The organism is Mesorhizobium sp. Root552 (genome assembly GCF_001427285.1).
Taxonomy (GTDB): Bacteria; Pseudomonadota; Alphaproteobacteria; order Rhizobiales; family Rhizobiaceae; genus Mesorhizobium.
The window spans coordinates 370,198-386,321 of sequence record NZ_LMFV01000045.1 but is presented as its reverse complement, the minus strand read 5'-3'; the positions used below and the strand labels follow the sequence as shown (position 1 = coordinate 386,321).

The window sequence follows — 16,124 nt, the reverse complement described above, 5'->3', positions numbered from 1 at the left end:
CCGCTTACGTTTACGTAAGGATGTACTTGCATCGGCAAAAAAATTCAAGAGGGTCCCAACACCGTTCGATCACGAGGCGGCGCGCGACCAATCGAAGGATTTTCTCAATAAAGGTTAAGCTTCTTAAGTTTGATTAACATCTTGTTTACCACGTTGGGCGAATTGTGCGCATGTCGGTTCGCCGTTGTTATCCTGTAGCGAAGTTTTCACGGTTTTTCGAAGCGTGGGCCAAGGCCCAGGAAGCCAGTGCTCGTGCCGTATGGCATTGGCGGGGCCGCATTCGTCGCCGACGGAATATTTGAGGGGAATCTGGCTCAGTGCCAGCCACTTCCAGAAATGGGCGTCGCGATGAGCAACAAACGATCCTATCTCGAAAGTCTCAACACCAACCGGCAGCGCAAGCCACATACAACGCTGGAACAGTTGAACAGTTCGCTCGCCGCGCTGGAGGCGCGGCTGGAGCGCTCGCGCCGGGAAACCGACAGTCACTTGCCGGATGATACGGAACAGCCCCGCTACGAGAGCCGTCCATTCCGCGATCCATCCTTTTCCTCGCAGCCTGTAGAGCCACAGGCTGCTTCGGCGTTTGGGCCAAACTACCAGACGATCGCACGCGACATCGATCGCGTCCGCGGCCAGGAAGACAGCCTCGCCGCGGTCAGCAAGATCGCCATTGAATTGCGCAGCCTGCGCGAGGAACTGCGCCACCAGATGACGGATGGCCTGCACCAGGAATTCGAGGTGCTTCGCCACGACATCGAACTGACCCGCCAACCCGACGAGGCTTCCAGGGACAGCGCCGAACTCGGTCTCGAACTGGAGCGGCTGTCAGGCACGATCCAGGCACTGGCCGAAAAAAGCGACGACAGAAGCATCAGCATGCTTCGCCTCGAGATCGAGCAGGTGAAAGCAGCCATCGAAACCCTGGCTCGCGACGAAAGCGTGCGCGCCGTGGACACGCGCTGGGACGATTTCGACCGTCGATGGACCGCTTTCGAAGAGCGTTTCAACGCCGGCCAGCAGGCGTCGGAAGAAGATCCGGGCATCGCCCTGCTGGGCGAGCGGCTCGAGCAGATCAGCCGCGCCGTGGAGACCCTTCCCGAATCGCTGCCGCTACGTTCGCTCGAAGACAAGGTCCGCACACTCGCCGGCGCCCTTGATCACTTCGCCACCCAGCAAAGCGGGCAGGCGGGGGAAACCGTCAGCCTCATCGACGAGCGCCTCGACGAGATTTCCAGGGCGATTCTCGCCTCGACCGTGGCCATTCAGGCAAATGCCTTCGACCCGTCGGCGCTTGAGCGCATCGAGCAGCGCGTCGCCGCTCTTGCCGCGCAGATCGAGGAAGTGTCGGAAGACAAGCCAGGCGGCGAAGTCATAGAGCGGCTCAACGTGCTCTCGCAGCGTGTCGACGAACTCGCCTCGCACAGTCATTTGCCGGAAGAAGCCATGCAACGGCTTACCGGCCAGATCGCGATGATCGCCGACAAGATCGACCGTGCGCCTGCCATGCCCGATGCCGACCGTATCGTTCAAGGGCTGGAACAGCGGTTCGATGTGCTGGCAGCCATGATGGAACGGCGTCAGGGCGACGCCATCGAGCAGGGCAATGTCCTGTTCCGCGATCTTGAGCGCAGGCTCGATGAAGTCGCAGACCGGCTTGGCCATCTGGCGCCGCAATCCGGACTGGATAGCGCCGGAGTGATCGAAGCCATCGACGCCCGTTTCAACATCCTTACCGAGGGACTGGAAGCGCGCGCCAACGACGCGGCAAGCCAGAAGGCCATTCGCGCGCTGGAATCGCGGCTCACCGAGATATCGGACCGGCTGGACAGTTCGACGGCCCAGTTCGCAGGGCTCGATCCCGATCTGATCCGCAGCCTTGAGACGCAAGTGGCCGGGCTTTCGGCGCACCTGTCGCGGCCAGGGATGCCGCTGCCGGACTTCGACGACATCGGCCCGCGCCTTAGCCAGATCGAGCAGTCAATCAGCGGCACCCGCGATTCCATTCTCGACGCGGCAAGGGAAGCTGCGGAAAGCGCCGTCCGCTCGATGAGTGGCACTGCGGTGGAAAATGCGGCCGTGGCCGGCCTCGCGCAAGACCTGAAAACGCTCGAGACGCTGACGCGGCGCTCGGATGATCGCAATTCAAAGACCTTCGAAGCCATCCACGACACGCTTCTGAAAATCGTCGAGCGCCTGAGCTCGCTGGAAACGCCGGTTGCCGAAGACGAGGCGCAGGCCGAAACCACCGCCAAGATCACCGTGCATGAAGCACCGACCCTTGACCTGGACGAGCCACTGCCGCTGTCGGAAACATTTGACGAGCATGAGGATCTGGTAGCCGCCGTCATGCGCGGCGACGGGCCGGTTCGCACTCCTGCCGAAGCGGCGGCCGACGCTGCAAAAGCGGCTGCGGGCGCAGATGGTAAAGGTGAAAAGGAAAAGGGCCCCAAAAAGTCACTCTTCGGCGGCATCGCCCGTGCCTTCAAGGGCCGCAGGAACACCGATGTTCCGGCACTTGCCGGCTCGGAGCCTGTTGCAGAGCTTCAGGCAGTCGATCCGGAGCAGCAGCTTGAACCGGCCCTGATCAATCGCCCGCTGGAGCCCGGCTCCGGCGCTCCCGATCTCAGCGCGATCATGAAACGGGTCCGCGATGAGCGCGGGGTTCCGGAAAAGCGGCAGGAAGCCGAAGCTGCCAAATCCGATTTCATAGCAGCGGCACGGCGCGCAGCGCAGGCAGCGGCTGTGGAGGCCGAGACGCTGAAGCGGCAATCGACGATCGGCGGCCCGGTCAAGGCGCTGCGCATCGGAGACCTGCTCAAGTCGCGCCGCAAGCCGATCCTGATGGCGGCCGGTGCCATCATGCTTGCGCTCGCCGGCCTTCAGCTCGGCAAGGCTTTCCTGTCCGACCCGGCACAGGTCGCACAAAAGACGGTAGTTCCCGCAACGTCGCAAAAAGTGGCCCAGCCCGCAGCGGCAAAGGCAAAGCCGGCGCCGGTTTCGGCCTCCAGGGCAACGGATGCCACAACGACCGCCGCCGCGAAGCCGGCCAAGCCGGACATAAAGAGTGCGGCGGCACCTGCGAAGGCAGACAGCGGTGCGGCTATGCTGGTGCAACCCACTGCAAAGACGCCGGCTCCCTTGACCCCGTCGGCGAAGGCCCTGGCTCCTTCTTCCACCGCAACGCTTTCGGACACGGCGCCAACCAAGACGGTCGCCGCCACCGCAGCGGACATCGACATCCCTGATGAAATCGGCACGCCTGCCATGCGTGAGGCAGCCGCCGGCGGGGATGCCAAGGCGCTTTTCGAGATCGGTTCTCGCTATGCCGAAGCGCGCGGCGTCAAGGAAGACCTGAAGGCCGCGGCCAAGTGGTATGAAAAGGCCGCCGAACAAGGCCTCGCGCCGGCGCAGTACCGCATCGGCAATTTCTATGAGAAGGGCATCGGTGTCACCCGCGACGTCGGCAAGGCCAAGACCTGGTATCAAATGGCCGCCCAGCAGGGAAACGCCAGCGCGATGCACAATCTTGCCGTGCTGCTCGCGATGGGTGCCGATGGTACGGCTGACAACGATGCGGCAGCGCGCTGGTTCCATGCAGCGGCGGACCTCGGCGTAAAGGATAGCCAGTTCAATCTCGGTATCCTGTCGGCGAAAGGCGTCGGCATGAAACAGGACCTCGAGGAATCCTACAAATGGTTCGCGCTCGTCGCCAAGACCGGAGACAAGGACGCTGCCGCCAAGCGCGACGAAATCGCCAAGGTGCTGCGGCCCGAGCAGTTGGAAAAGGCCCGCGCGACGACCGAGCTCTGGAAAGCCAAGCCTGTCGATCCTTCGGCAAATGCGGTCGAACTGCCCGACGGCTGGCAAGATGCGCCCACCACCACGGCAAGCGTGGACATGACCAAGGCCGTCCAGAACATCCAGTTGATCCTCAACAAGAACGGCTACTCGGCCGGCACCGCCGATGGCGTCATGGGCGGCAAGACCAAGGATGCCATCATGGCGTTCCAGGCCGACCACGACATGGCGCAGACCGGCGAAGTCGATGAAAAGCTGGTAAACGCACTCCTTGCGCGCAAATAAGTGCAAGCGGCGTCGCTTCTGCGACGCCGCTGCCACACATTTGCCTGTTAACTGATTGACATACTTCTTTTTTCAGCACCGTAGCGGGCAAAAATTCCCGCTGCGGCGATCGTGCAAGAACAGATTAGCTTTTCGGCATTATGTTTTGCCGAGGGGCGACAAGTGATCGAGACGAGCGGGTGGGCATCTATCTCCCGATTGCGGAAATATCCGTCAACGTGTTCGTGCTGCTGGCAATGGGCGCGGCGGTCGGATTCCTGTCGGGTCTTTTCGGCGTCGGCGGCGGCTTCCTGATCACCCCGCTGCTGATTTTCTATAACATCCCCCCGGCCATCGCGGTCGCCACCGGCGCCAACCAGGTCATCGCCTCGTCCTTCTCCGGCGCGCTGTCGCACATGAAGCGAGGTACGCTCGACTTCAAGCTGGGGTTTGTGTTGCTGGCCGGCGGCATCGTCGGCTCGACGGCCGGCGTCTATGTGTTTTCCGTGCTGCGCAGCCTTGGCCAGCTCGACCTGTTCATTTCGCTGCTCTACGTGGCGTTGCTGGGCAGCGTCGGCGGATTGATGCTGTTTGAAAGCGTCAACGCGCTGCGCGCCACACGCAGCGGCGCAGCACCCACGCTGAAAAAGTCCGGCCAGCATAACTGGATCCACCGCTTGCCGCTGAAGATGCGCTTTCGCACATCGAAGCTGTTCGTCAGCGTCATCCCGGTCCTCGCGCTGGGCGCGGCCATCGGCTTTTTGTCCTCGATCATGGGCGTCGGCGGCGGCTTCATCATGGTGCCGGCGCTGATCTACCTCCTGCGCGTGCCGACCAACGTGGTCGTCGGCACGTCGCTGTTCCAGATCATCTTCACCTCGGGCTACACGACACTCATTCACGCCTCGACGAACTACACCGTCGACATCATGCTGGCCCTCTTGCTCATGATCGGCGGCGTTGCCGGAGCCCAGTACGGCGCCAAGGCCGGCCAGAAGCTGCGCGGCGAGCAACTGCGCGCGCTTTTGGCGCTTCTCGTGCTCGCGGTTGCCATACGCCTTGCCGTCGACCTGTTCGTGACGCCGCCCAATCTCTATTCGCTCAGCACGCCGGGGTTGAGCTGATGCGGCGTTTCTGGGGATTGTCTGCGATTTTGCTGTTGGCGTTTCCTGCATATGCGCAGTCGCCGCATCAGGAAAACATCCAGATCGGCCTTTCCACCGACAGCGTTGCCATAACCGCCGGATTTGCCGGCGCCGACCTCACCATCTTCGGCTCGCTGGAAGATGCCGATCCGCAAGTCTCCCGGCAGGGCCGCTACGATGTCGTCGTGGTGCTCGAAGGGCCCGCGCGCCCGGTCGTCGTGCGGCGCAAGGACCGTGTGCTTGGCGTATGGATGAACCTTGAATCCGAGCAGTTCGAAAACGTCCCGGTGTCCTACTCGGTGGCCACGACCCGCGCCTTGCAGGACATCACCGAACCGAACAGCTACAAGCAACTGTCGCTCGGCTCCAACAACATCTACATGCAGCCCGCCGACCGCAGCCAGAACCCGTTCACCATCGCCGAGTTCACCAAGGCATTGCGCGAAAGCAAGACGGCCATCGGCCTTTACAGCGAAAATGTCGGGGGCGTGCGCTTCCTGTCGCAGAACCTCTTCCGCGCAACCGTCAGGCTCGCGCCGGATGTTCCGGTCGGGACGCACAAGGCGCGCGCCTTCCTGTTCAAGAACGGCATGTTCGTGAAGGAAAGCTCCGCCCAGCTTGAAATCCGCAAATCCGGCTTCGAGCAGGCCATATTCCGCCTCGCCCACAATCACGGTTTTGCCTACGGCATGCTGTCGATCGGCCTTGCCATCGTCACGGGCTGGCTCGGGCGGATCGTCTTCCGCAGGGACTAGGGTGTTCCGAGTTCAGTGGAAACGGCGAAACCGCTCCAGTCTTTTGTCCAGGCGCATTGCCGAACGCAAAACCGCTGCACACTTTTGCTGGAAATGCTCTAACCGGCCCTTAGCATCGCGCCCGGCAGCGCGAAAATCCGGTCCTTGCCCATCATGTAGGCGACAAGGCTCTCGCGGTTGAACAGGCCGGCATAGGCGCGGTCGAGAACGTTGAGCGAGCCGGTATAAGCGCCGAAGGCAGGCATGATCATGCGTGAACCATCGCCGGCAAAACAGCGGCGGCGCACCGAGCGGCCGCGCTGCACGATGCGCGCGCACGGATGCAGGTGCCCCGCAACCTCGCCGCCGGCTTGCCCCTTCGACGGCTCGTGCCGGAACACCAGCGAGGCGACCGCCAGTTCCCTGACCGTCTCGCCGGGCAGGTCGGCCGGTGCGTCCGGATCATGGTTGCCGGCAATCCAGAACCAGTCCCGGCCCGCCATCAACTGTTCCAGCCGCTCGCGGAAATCGTCGTGCAGGCGGCTGGCGCCTTCGCCATCGTGAAAACTGTCGCCGAGGCTGATGACGATGCGCGGCGCATAGTCGGCAATGACCGCCTGCAGGCGGGCAAGCGTCGCAGCGGTATCGTAGGGCGGGATCAGCGCCCCGCGCCTCGCCAGCGAAGACCCCTTCTCCAGATGGAGATCGGAAACGGCCAGCAGCGACAGTTCGGGAAAATAGAGCACGCCGCGCGGGTCGCACACCGCGCGTTCGCCGGCGACCGTGACGAGATCGGCCGGCAAGATTGCCGTTGTCCTGATCGCCAGGTTCATCGCGAACCGCCTGCCAATCCTGCCCCCATCGCTTCCTCGACAAGATCCGCCGCCTCCATCAGCAGCGTCTCGTTGGCTTCGCCATTCACCGATTCCTTGCCGATCTCCAGCATGACCGGCACCGCCAGCGGCGAAATTTGATCCAGCCTCTTATGCACGATTCGCCCCCGGATACGCGAGAGCATGTCGGCAAGCCTGCTGACATCGAGCAAGCCGGCGGCGGCATCGGCCCGCGTCGCCTGCAAGAGGATGTGGTCGGGCTCGTGGCTTCTCAGCACATCGTAGATGAGATCGGCCGACACCGTCACCTGCCGCCCGGTCTTCTCCTGGCCCGGAAAGCGTTTCTCGATCAGGCCGGCGATGACGGCGCAGGTGCGGAACATGCGTTTCAGCATCCAGCTGTCATTCAGCCATGCCTCGAGGTCGTCGCCCAGCATGTCCTCGTCGAAGAGGGCGCCAAGCGAAGGCTTGCCGGCGGCGAAAAGCGCGCCCATGTCGTCCAGCCCCCACACGGCAAGCGAATAGTCAGTTGCGACAAAGCCAAGCGGCCGCGCATTAGCCCGCTCCAGCCGGCGCGTCAAAAGCATGCCGAGCGTCTGGTGCGCCAGCCTGCCCTCGAACGGATAGGCCACCATGTAGTGGCGGTCGGCGCGCGGAAACGTCTCGACCAGAAGGTCGCCGCGCATCGGCAGCACCGACTTTTCCCTCTGCAGCCGCAGCCAGTCCTCGACCTGTTCTGGCAGCGTATGCCAGCGGTCGGGATCGGCCAGCATGGCGCGCACCTGATCGGCAAGGTAGGTGGACAGCGGAAACTTGCCGCCGGCATAGGAGGGTACGATGATCTGCGTCTTGCCGCCGCCACCGGAGACGATGCACTCGTTTTCGCGGATGCCCTCGAAGCGCAGCACCTTGCCGGCAAACAGGAAGTTGTCGCCGGGCCGCAAGGTCTCGGCGAAATATTCCTCGACCTTGCCGAGCACGCGCCCGCCATAGCCCGCCACCCTGCCTTGGCGCACATAGCGCACATTGAGTTCCGGCATTTCGACGATGGTGCCGATGTTGAGCCGATACTGCTGGGCAATACGCGGATGGGTCACCCGCCACAGCCCCTCTCTGGTCCTGCGGATGCGGGCATAGCGCTCATAGCTTTTCAGCGCGTAGCCGCCGGTGGCGACGAAATCCACGACACGGTCGAAAGTCTGCCGGTCCAGCCCGGCATAGGGCGCGGCGCTCGTCACTTCCTCGTAGAGCAGGTCGGCATCGAAAGGCGCGGCGCAGGCGGTGCCGAGGATATGCTGCGCCAGCACGTCGAGCGCGCCGTCGAGCAGGGGCGGCGTATCCTGCGCGCCGATGTAATTGGCGTCGAGGGCGGCGCGGCATTCCAGCACCTCGAAGCGGTTGGCGGGAATGAGCACGGCTTTCGAGGGCTCGTCCATGCGGTGGTTGGCGCGGCCGATGCGCTGCGCCAGCCGGCTGGCGCCCTTCGGCGCGCCGACATGGACGACGAGATCGACATCGCCCCAGTCGATGCCGAGGTCGAGCGTCGAGGTGGCGACGATGGCCCTCAGCGCATTGTCGGCCATGGCCTTTTCGACCCGGCGGCGCTGGCCGACATCTAGCGAGCCGTGGTGCAGCGCGATCGGCAAGGCGTCCTCGTTCGCCCGCCATAGTTCCTGGAACAGCAGTTCGGCCTGGCTGCGCGTGTTGACGAACAGCAGCGTCGTCTTGTGCTGCCGGATCGCCTCGTAGATTTCGGCTATGGCGTAGCGCGCGGAATGGCCCGCCCACGGCACCCGCTCGCGCGAATCGAGGATGGAGATGTCCGGCTTGGCGCCGCCGGCAACGGTGATGAGGCCCGCGAGTCGGTCATCCTTGGCGGGTGACGCTGAAACACCCCCCTCTAGCCTGCCGGCCATCTCCCCCTCAAGGGGGGAGATCAGCAGTTTTCGCGGCGCCACGCGTTCTCTACCGTCGGCGATTGAAGGCGGCGCTAGGGTCGGTCTGATCTCCCCCCTTGAGGGGGAGATGGCCGGCAGGCCAGAGGGGGGTGCATGGTGAAGCGGATTCTGGGAAACCAGCCAGCGCCGCAACTCGTCCGGCTCGGCCACCGTCGCCGAAAGGCCGATGGCGCGCAGGTCCGGCACGAATGTCCGCAGCCGCGCCAGCCCCAACGCGAGAAGGTGGCCGCGCTTGGAGGTCACCAGCGAATGCAGCTCATCGAAGATGACGTAGCGCAAATCCTCGAAGAAGCGCCTCGCGTCGGATGCCGCGATCAGCAACGCCAGTTGCTCCGGCGTGGTGAGCAGTATGTCGGGCGGCACCAGTTTCTGGCGCTGGCGCTTATGGGCCGGCGTGTCGCCGGTGCGCGTTTCGATGGTGACCGGCAGGCCGATTTCCTCGACCGGCTTGCCGAGATTTCGCTCAATATCGACGGCCAGCGCCTTCAGCGGCGAGATGTAGAGCGTATGGATGCCTCTGTGCCCCTCACCGGGCCTGCGCTTCGGCCGCTCGGCCAACTCCGTCAGCGTCGGCAGGAAGCCGGCCAGCGTCTTGCCGGCCCCGGTCGGCGCGATCAGCAGCACCGACTGCCCGGCTTGGGCCTGCGCCAAGAGTTCCATCTGGTGGGCACGCGGCGCCCAACCCTTTGTAGCGAACCATCTTACGAACGGCTCGGGCAAGCGGATTTCGGCACTCTCGTCAGTGGGGCGCGGCTTGGCGGTCACGCGCCAGAGGTAGCGCGAGCGCGCGGGAAGGCCAAGAGAAAACTGGAACAAAAAGTGATCATCTATCCATCGGCACTTTTACATTCGAAAATTTTCTGCCTCTTCGGCGGCTCACCATGTCGGCTTGGCTCATCACGGAACGTCCTACGCCCAAGCGTCGTTTAGGGACGTGCAGTTTGACCAACGAGGAGACCCATCCATGCCTGCCCCGAAAAATCAGATCTGCCTGTGGTACGACAAGGACGCCGAGGCCGCGGCGAAGTTCTATGCCAGCGTCTTTCCGGATTCCAAAGTTGGGTCCATCTGGCGCTCGCCCAGCGACAATCCGTCCAACAAACAGGGTGAGGTGCTGGTGGTCGAGTTCACCGTTTGCGGCATCCCCTGCATCGGGCTGAACGGCGGTCCGCAGTTCCCGCAAAGCGAAGCCTTCTCCTTCCAGATCGCCACCGACGATCAGGAGGAAACCGACCGCTACTGGAACGCCATCGTCGGAAACGGCGGCAGGGAAAGCGAGTGCGGCTGGTGCAAGGACCGCTGGGGCCTGAACTGGCAGATCACGCCGCGCACGCTGACCGAGGCGATGGCGGCTGGCGGAGCAGAGGCTAAGCGTGCCTTCGATGCGATGATGAAAATGCAGAAGATCGACGTCGCCGCGATCGATGCCGCGCGACGCGGCTGAGGGCAGCGGGTTGAAGCGTCACCCCGCCGCTTCGTCATCCCGGAATTCTCTTTCGGGCGAAGCGAGAGAGGATGGGAGGTTGAGCGCAAACGCTGACGTCTTCCTCTCCCCGTTTACGGGGAGAGGGTAAGGGTGAGGGCAGCGCTGAGCTAACCGGCGTGGATCAAATTCCGGCCACACTTCTCCCAACCCCTTGATCCCACTCACGTCTCACAAAATCTTCCGTCCCACTTTTCCCCACCCGCTGCATCTCCCCCATAATCCCTGCCATCGCCCTTGCGGGAGACCTGGTGCGCACCGGGTATCAGGGAGGGGCGTCGGTGCCGGATTGGTCGCATAACGGTGTGCGGCTGGGTGATGAGCCCCCAAGTCCGGGCCTCGACTGAGCCAGCGGGCCGCATTGGACGGCAGCGCCCCCTCAGGGAGGCAAGACCACCGGACGGGCGGCCGCAAGGCCGCACTACTTACCTAAACGAGCGACCGAACGGCCGCCCGTCCTCCCGACCTCTCATCAGAGGTCAGCTCTTTGAAAATGGCCAGGGCCGAAAGGCAGCGTGGCGATGAATAAGCATACCCCCTCACCGGTTCGCTGCGCGAACCACCTCTCCCCCGTTCCGAGGGAGAGGAAAGCGACCGTACAACATCCGGACGCGTTTCCTCGCCCCTACGAAGTGGGGGAGAGGTGCCGAGCAAAGCGAGGCGGTGAGGGGGTCTAAGTGCGTGGCGATGAACAGGCGCAATCGGTGCCAGCCACCTAATTCGCGAAGGGCCTTGCCACGACGATCAGGCCGACAACAGGCTCGAGGCGGTCCTTGCGAATGACCTTTTCCTCCAGCGACAGCACGGCAAGGCCGTTGGCGGAAAGCAGCCTGCGAAGATAGATTTCCGAATGCGCATAGCGGCGCGAAGGCTGCAAGGCATAGTCGCCCGGTCCCGCCAGCTTTTCGACCGAGAAGGCAAACAGCCCGTCGGCGGCAATCAGCGGGGCGATCCTGCCGACGATGTTGTCGAGCGCGCCGAGATACATGAAGACATCGGCGGCGGTAACGAGATCGGCCCTGGGGCCGTCATGTCGAAAGACTTGCAGGTCGGCCTTGGCCAGATGATCGTAGAGCCGCTTGCCCTCGGCCTTCTTCAACATGCTGGCGGAAATGTCATAGCCTTCCAGCCGCCCGACGAAAGGGCGCAGCATCTCGCCCATCAGGCCGGTGCCGCAGCCGAGGTCGAGCGCGAGGCCGAACATGCGGCCATCCTGCATGTGGATCGCTTCGGACAGCAGCGCCGGCACGCGATACGCTAGTTTCTCGACCAGCGCGGCATCGAAGGTGTCGGCATACTGGTCGAACAGGGTCTCCACGAAGGCCGACGGCGGCGTTGCCAGATCGGTCGCTTCGCCGATCAGTCCAAGCCGCAAGGTGGCGCCGAGCCGGTCGGAAGGGTCGAGCGCCAGCACCTTGTTCCAGGCCGATGCCGCCTCGTCGATGCGCCCGGCGGCTTCCTGCATCTCGCCCAGCAGGAACCAGCCCGCCGCCCAGCCGGGAGCGAGCGCCAGCGCCTCCAGCATGAGGTCGGCTGCCGGGGCATGGTCGCCGGCGGCATGCAGCATTTCCGCAAAATCGGCACGGCGGTCGGCGATCAGGTCGCCGGACGAGGCCTGGAGCGGTTTCATGGGTAACGGGTTCCGCCGGCAGGAATTGCCGGGAGCGCTGCTATGCTTGAGGATTTGGCGGATTTCAAGATGCTGTCAGCAAGCTGACGAAGCGGCCTTCCCGAACGGCTGGAATTGCCTATGTTTCAGCCATGCGCGCCAGCGACCTGCTTCATCCTCGCCCGGAAGGGCTCTATTGCCCGCCCGGCGATTTCTTCATCGATCCGGTGCGCCCGGTCGAGCGCGCGCTGATCACGCATGGCCATTCCGACCATGCCCGCGCCGGCCACCGCTCGGTACTGGCCACACGCGAAACGCTTGCCATCATGGCGCTGCGCTATGGCGAGGGCTTTGCCGAGACAACGCAGGCGGCAAAGCCGGGCGAGCGCGTGAGGCTGAACGGCGTCGAAGTCTCGTTTCACCCGGCTGGCCATGTGCTCGGATCGGCGCAGATCCGCGTCGAGCACCAGGCAACGCGCATCGTCGCTTCCGGCGACTACAAGCGCCAGCCGGATGCAACCTGCGCGCCGTTCGAGGTGGTGCCGTGCGACGTGTTCATCACCGAGGCGACATTCGGCCTGCCTGTGTTCCGCCATCCGCCGGACCATCACGAGATCGGCCTGCTGCTGAAATCGGTGGCGCAATTTCCCGAACGCTCGCATCTGGTCGGGGCCTATGCGCTGGGCAAAGCACAACGGGTGATGAGCCTTCTGCGGCAGGCTGGCTACGACAAGCCGATCCACATCCACGGCGCGCTGGCGAAGATCAGCGAGTATTATCAGGCGACAGGCATAGACCTTGGCGAGCTTTTGCCGGCGACCGTCGAAGGCGGCGGCAAGGCCGATTTTGCCGGCGCTGTGGTGATCGGGCCGCCCGCCGCCTTTTCCGACCGCTGGGCGCGGCGCTTTCCCGATCCGGTCTCCTGTTTCGCCTCAGGCTGGATGCGCATCCGCCAGCGGGCGAAGCAACGCGGGGTGGAACTGCCGCTGATCATTTCGGACCATTCGGACTGGGACGAACTGACGGCGACGATCCGCGACACCGGCGCTTCGGAGGTGTGGGTGACGCACGGCCGCGAGGAAGCGCTGGTGCGCTGGTGCGAACTCGAGGGCATCGCCGCACGGCCGCTGCATCTCGTCGGCTACGAAGACGAGGGGGATTGAGCATGAGGACGGAAAGTCAAAGCCGGCTTCCGGCCAGGACCACGCGGCAGAAAAAGCCATGAACCGCTTCGCCGAACTGCTCGACCGGCTGGTGCTGACACCGTCGCGCAACGGCAAGCTGACTTTGCTCACCGACTATTTCCGCGCCGTCGAAGACCCGGACCGCGGGCTGGCGCTGGCGGCGATCACCGGCAATCTCGACATCGCCGCCGTCAAGCCGGCGATGCTGCGCACGCTGGTGGCCGAGCGCATGGACCCGGTGCTGTTCGGCTACTCCTACGACTATGTCGGCGACCTTGCCGAGACCGTTTCGCTGGTGTGGCCTGCACCGAGCGAACGACAGGACCGGGTTCCGCCGACGCTGGCCGGGGTGGTCCGGCAGTTGCAGGCGGCAAGTCGCTCCGACGGGCCAAAAGTGCTGGCAAGGCTGCTCGACGAGGCAGACGTCTCGGCCCGCTTTGCCATCATCAAGCTGGTCACCGGCGGCCTGCGCATCGGCGTGTCGGCCCGGCTCGCCAAGCAGGCGCTGGCCGATCTTGGCAAGGTCGACGTCGCCGAGATCGAGGAGCTTTGGCATGGGCTTACCCCGCCCTATGCAGACCTGTTTGCCTGGCTGGAAGGGCGTGCAGCCAAGCCCGAGAAGTCGGCGCGGGCGCTGTTTCGGCCGGTCATGCTGGCCAATGCCGTGGGCGACGGCGACCTCGAAAAGCTCGACCCGGCCGACTATGCGGCGGAGTGGAAATGGGACGGCATCCGCGTGCAGGCGGTGCGCGAGGGTGGTGTGCACCGGCTCTATTCGCGTACCGGCGACGACGTTTCGGGTGCGTTTCCCGACCTTGCCGAGGCGATGGATTTTTCCGGCGCGATCGACGGCGAATTGCTGGTCGGCACGCCATCGGCGACAGGCAGCTTTTCCGACCTGCAACAGCGGCTGAACCGAAAGACGGTGTCGCCGAAGATGCTGCGCGACTATCCGGCCTTCATGCGCTGCTACGACCTGTTGCAGATCGAGGACGAAGACCTGCGCGGCCTGCCGTTTCACGAGCGAAGGCAGCGGTTGGAAGCCTTCGTCAAGACACTCGACCCGACGCGCTTCGACCTGTCGCCGCTGGTCGCATTCGGGGGCTGGCCGGAGCTTGAAACGGTGCGCGCCGCACCCCCGCATCCGATCATCGAAGGAGTGATGCTGAAGCGCTGGGACTCGCCCTATCTAGCCGGGCGGCCGAAAGGACCGTGGTTCAAGTGGAAGCGCGATCCGCACACGGTCGATGCCGTCCTGATGTATGCCCAGCGCGGCCATGGCAAGCGCTCGAGCTTCTATTCCGACTATACGTTCGGAGTCTGGTCGGGGGCGGAAGGCGCAGAAGAGCTGGTGCCGGTCGGCAAGGCCTATTTCGGCTTCACCGACGAGGAACTGCGCCAGATCGACAAATATGTGCGCGACAACACCATCGAGCGCTTCGGACCGGTGCGCTCGGTACGCGCCGACCGCAACAACGGCCTCGTCCTGGAGGTTGCCTTCGAGGGGCTCAACCGCTCGACCCGGCACAAATCGGGCGTGGCGATGCGCTTCCCGCGCATCTCGCGGCTGCGCTGGGATAAGCCAGCCGCCGAGGCCGATCGCATCGAGACGCTGAGGGCGCTGCTTGACACATAGCGAAGTGGGATCAATCGGCTGGCGAGACACGAATCTCGTAGATGTCGACCGACTTGCCCTTGTTCTCGAAATCCGAATTGATGGCGATAGTGCCGGCAGCGCCCGGCTGTTTGTCCGGCATCTCTACGTCGAACAGATATTCGTTGCGCTCGTGACCGACGGCATAGCGTTTACGGCCGCAGTCGCCCAGCTCGCCGAAATTGCAGTCGACGGAAAGCTGCGTTTCCTGGCCTTCTTCGGCACGTGCGCTGATGACGAACACCGCATGCTTGCCGGCAAGCTGCTCAAGGATGCCCTGCCCAACGTCGAAACTGACGGCGGAACCGGAACTGCCCGAGCGCAGGCGCAGGAACGACCCGGTGTCGTCCTCCATCACATCGGCCTTGGCGTCGGCAGGCGCATTGACCAGTGTCGGGTCCTTCGGCGTGAACACGGTGATCCAGGTTCCGGAGGTGTCGGCCTGTCCGGGCTTCTGAGGTGCGCCCGCATCAGACGATGGCGTGAAGTCCTCATCCTCGACAGTTGCTGGCGGCGACGGCAGTTGACCGCGCTCTTCCAGCGTCTTGAACACGCCGGCCTGGAACAGCCACCACGCGCCAATCGCGATCAGGACGAGCAACGTCAGGCCGACAAACAGGGCAGGTATGCCACGGCGCTTGCCTCTCGCCCGGCGCTCGTCGCGATCTGGCGCGACATCAGCCGTCGAGCCGGCCAAGGGCGCGGAACCCGGCAAAGGCCGCTCCGGCATGATGTCCGGCACCACCGGCATGATACGCCCGCGCGGGGCATCGGTTGTGGCGGCGACTGAAAGCGGCGGTTCGACGGCTTCCTGAACAGACCCGGGCGCTGCTTCCCTCAACGCCGCACCAAGGGCGGGAGCCTCGTGCGCTGGAATGTTGCCGGCCTCGTCCGCCCCGCCGGGCATGTCGATCGTCGGCACGGACGCATTCGGTTGTGAAGGTGTCGCCTCGAAGACGGGCGCCGGCTCATCTTCCGAGGCGCCGTCTTCCACGACCTGCGGAGGAGCCTGCGGCGCCGCCTCGATTGCAGGCAGGAATTCCGATTCGATCTCGGCAATCTTGGCCTGCATCGCCTTGCGGCGGTTGATCGCCGTTTCGACGGTGACGCCTGGATTGGCCTGCAAGGCACGGTCAAGCGCCGCGAAGGCCGAACGATACACCTTTTCGCGGAACGACCTGTCCTCGGCGTTGCCCTTCTCGAAGGCGTTGCGAATCGCTTTTTCGATCGCGTCCAAGCAGATGTCCTTTGCGAGCCGCCCCCATTTTCATGATCGTTAAACGTTGAATGACGATCAATCAACGGGGCTAGGTACAGCATTCACCGCCGAAAGCATTGCGCGGCAGCGATTTCGCGCATTCTCTATTCTGGGTCGACAACATCGAATTGGCGACAACGCATCTTGAATTTATTCGGGCTTGCGGTTATCAACCGCGCCATTCTGGAGGTATTGCCTCCC

At 63.9% G+C, this 16,124-nt stretch carries 10 protein-coding genes; 6 read left to right on the top strand and 4 right to left on the bottom strand.

The features are described 5' to 3' along the window. Positions 1 to 348 precede the first annotated feature (348 nt). The 3 genes from ASD50_RS16965 to ASD50_RS16955 all read left to right on the top strand — a co-directional run bounded on the left by ASD50_RS16965 (position 349) and on the right by ASD50_RS16955 (position 5,965). Positions 349 to 4,086: a peptidoglycan-binding protein gene (locus ASD50_RS16965; protein ID WP_056243846.1), complete on the top strand. Its 3,738-nt coding sequence runs from the start codon at positions 349 to 351 to the stop codon at positions 4,084 to 4,086. A gap of 179 nt (positions 4,087 to 4,265) precedes the next feature. Continuing rightward, positions 4,266 to 5,189 carry a sulfite exporter TauE/SafE family protein gene (locus ASD50_RS16960; RefSeq protein ID WP_056243523.1) on the top strand — a complete coding sequence of 308 codons (924 nt, stop codon included), beginning with the start codon at positions 4,266 to 4,268 and terminating at the stop codon, positions 5,187 to 5,189. After that, positions 5,189 to 5,965 (top strand): TIGR02186 family protein, encoded by a 777-nt coding sequence (locus ASD50_RS16955; protein ID WP_056243520.1) that lies wholly within the window; start codon positions 5,189 to 5,191, stop codon positions 5,963 to 5,965. Before ASD50_RS16960 ends, ASD50_RS16955 begins: the two co-directional genes overlap by 1 nt. Before the next feature lie 98 nt (positions 5,966 to 6,063). On the opposite strand, the gene pdeM is transcribed toward ASD50_RS16955, so the two are convergent. Continuing rightward, positions 6,064 to 6,777, bottom strand: a complete 714-nt coding sequence (gene pdeM / locus ASD50_RS16950) for a ligase-associated DNA damage response endonuclease PdeM (protein ID WP_056243518.1) — start codon at positions 6,775 to 6,777, stop codon at positions 6,064 to 6,066. Further along, positions 6,774 to 9,500 carry a ligase-associated DNA damage response DEXH box helicase gene (locus ASD50_RS16945; RefSeq protein WP_056243843.1) on the bottom strand — a complete coding sequence of 909 codons (2,727 nt, stop codon included), beginning with the start codon at positions 9,498 to 9,500 and terminating at the stop codon, positions 6,774 to 6,776. Before ASD50_RS16945 ends, pdeM begins: the two co-directional genes overlap by 4 nt. 199 nt (positions 9,501 to 9,699) lie before the next feature. Between ASD50_RS16945 and ASD50_RS16940 the strand changes: the two genes are divergently transcribed. Further along, a complete protein-coding gene (locus ASD50_RS16940; RefSeq protein ID WP_056243516.1) occupies positions 9,700 to 10,179 on the top strand; it encodes a VOC family protein in 480 nt (159 codons plus the stop codon). 754 nt (positions 10,180 to 10,933) lie between these two features. On the opposite strand, the gene ASD50_RS16935 is transcribed toward ASD50_RS16940, so the two are convergent. Continuing rightward, a complete protein-coding gene (locus ASD50_RS16935; RefSeq protein WP_056243513.1) occupies positions 10,934 to 11,848 on the bottom strand; it encodes a class I SAM-dependent DNA methyltransferase in 915 nt (304 codons plus the stop codon). A 131-nt stretch (positions 11,849 to 11,979) separates the two neighbouring features. Between ASD50_RS16935 and ASD50_RS16930 the strand changes: the two genes are divergently transcribed. Further along, entirely contained in the window at positions 11,980 to 12,990 is a 1,011-nt protein-coding gene (locus ASD50_RS16930) for a ligase-associated DNA damage response exonuclease (protein WP_056243511.1), read from the top strand. A gap of 58 nt (positions 12,991 to 13,048) precedes the next feature. Continuing rightward, positions 13,049 to 14,647 (top strand): cisplatin damage response ATP-dependent DNA ligase, encoded by a 1,599-nt coding sequence (locus tag ASD50_RS16925; RefSeq protein ID WP_056243509.1) that lies wholly within the window; start codon positions 13,049 to 13,051, stop codon positions 14,645 to 14,647. A 10-nt stretch (positions 14,648 to 14,657) separates the two neighbouring features. Here ASD50_RS16925 and ASD50_RS16920 read toward each other — a convergent pair whose 3' ends face one another. Beyond that, positions 14,658 to 15,902, bottom strand: a complete 1,245-nt coding sequence (locus tag ASD50_RS16920; protein ID WP_056243506.1) for a hypothetical protein — start codon at positions 15,900 to 15,902, stop codon at positions 14,658 to 14,660. Positions 15,903 to 16,124 lie beyond the last annotated feature (222 nt).

Excerpts from the sequence above, each read along its gene's own strand:
- ASD50_RS16965 (WP_056243846.1), top strand. The coding sequence starts at position 349 with ATGAGCAACAAACGATCCTATCTCGAAAGTCTCAACACCAACCGGCAG.
- ASD50_RS16955 (WP_056243520.1), top strand. The coding sequence starts at position 5,189 with ATGCGGCGTTTCTGGGGATTGTCTGCGATTTTGCTGTTGGCGTTTCCT.
- pdeM (WP_056243518.1), bottom strand. The coding sequence starts at position 6,777 with ATGAACCTGGCGATCAGGACAACGGCAATCTTGCCGGCCGATCTCGTC.
- ASD50_RS16940 (WP_056243516.1), top strand. The coding sequence starts at position 9,700 with ATGCCTGCCCCGAAAAATCAGATCTGCCTGTGGTACGACAAGGACGCC.
- ASD50_RS16935 (WP_056243513.1), bottom strand. The coding sequence starts at position 11,848 with ATGAAACCGCTCCAGGCCTCGTCCGGCGACCTGATCGCCGACCGCCGT.
- ASD50_RS16930 (WP_056243511.1), top strand. The coding sequence starts at position 11,980 with ATGCGCGCCAGCGACCTGCTTCATCCTCGCCCGGAAGGGCTCTATTGC.
- ASD50_RS16925 (WP_056243509.1), top strand. The coding sequence starts at position 13,049 with ATGAACCGCTTCGCCGAACTGCTCGACCGGCTGGTGCTGACACCGTCG.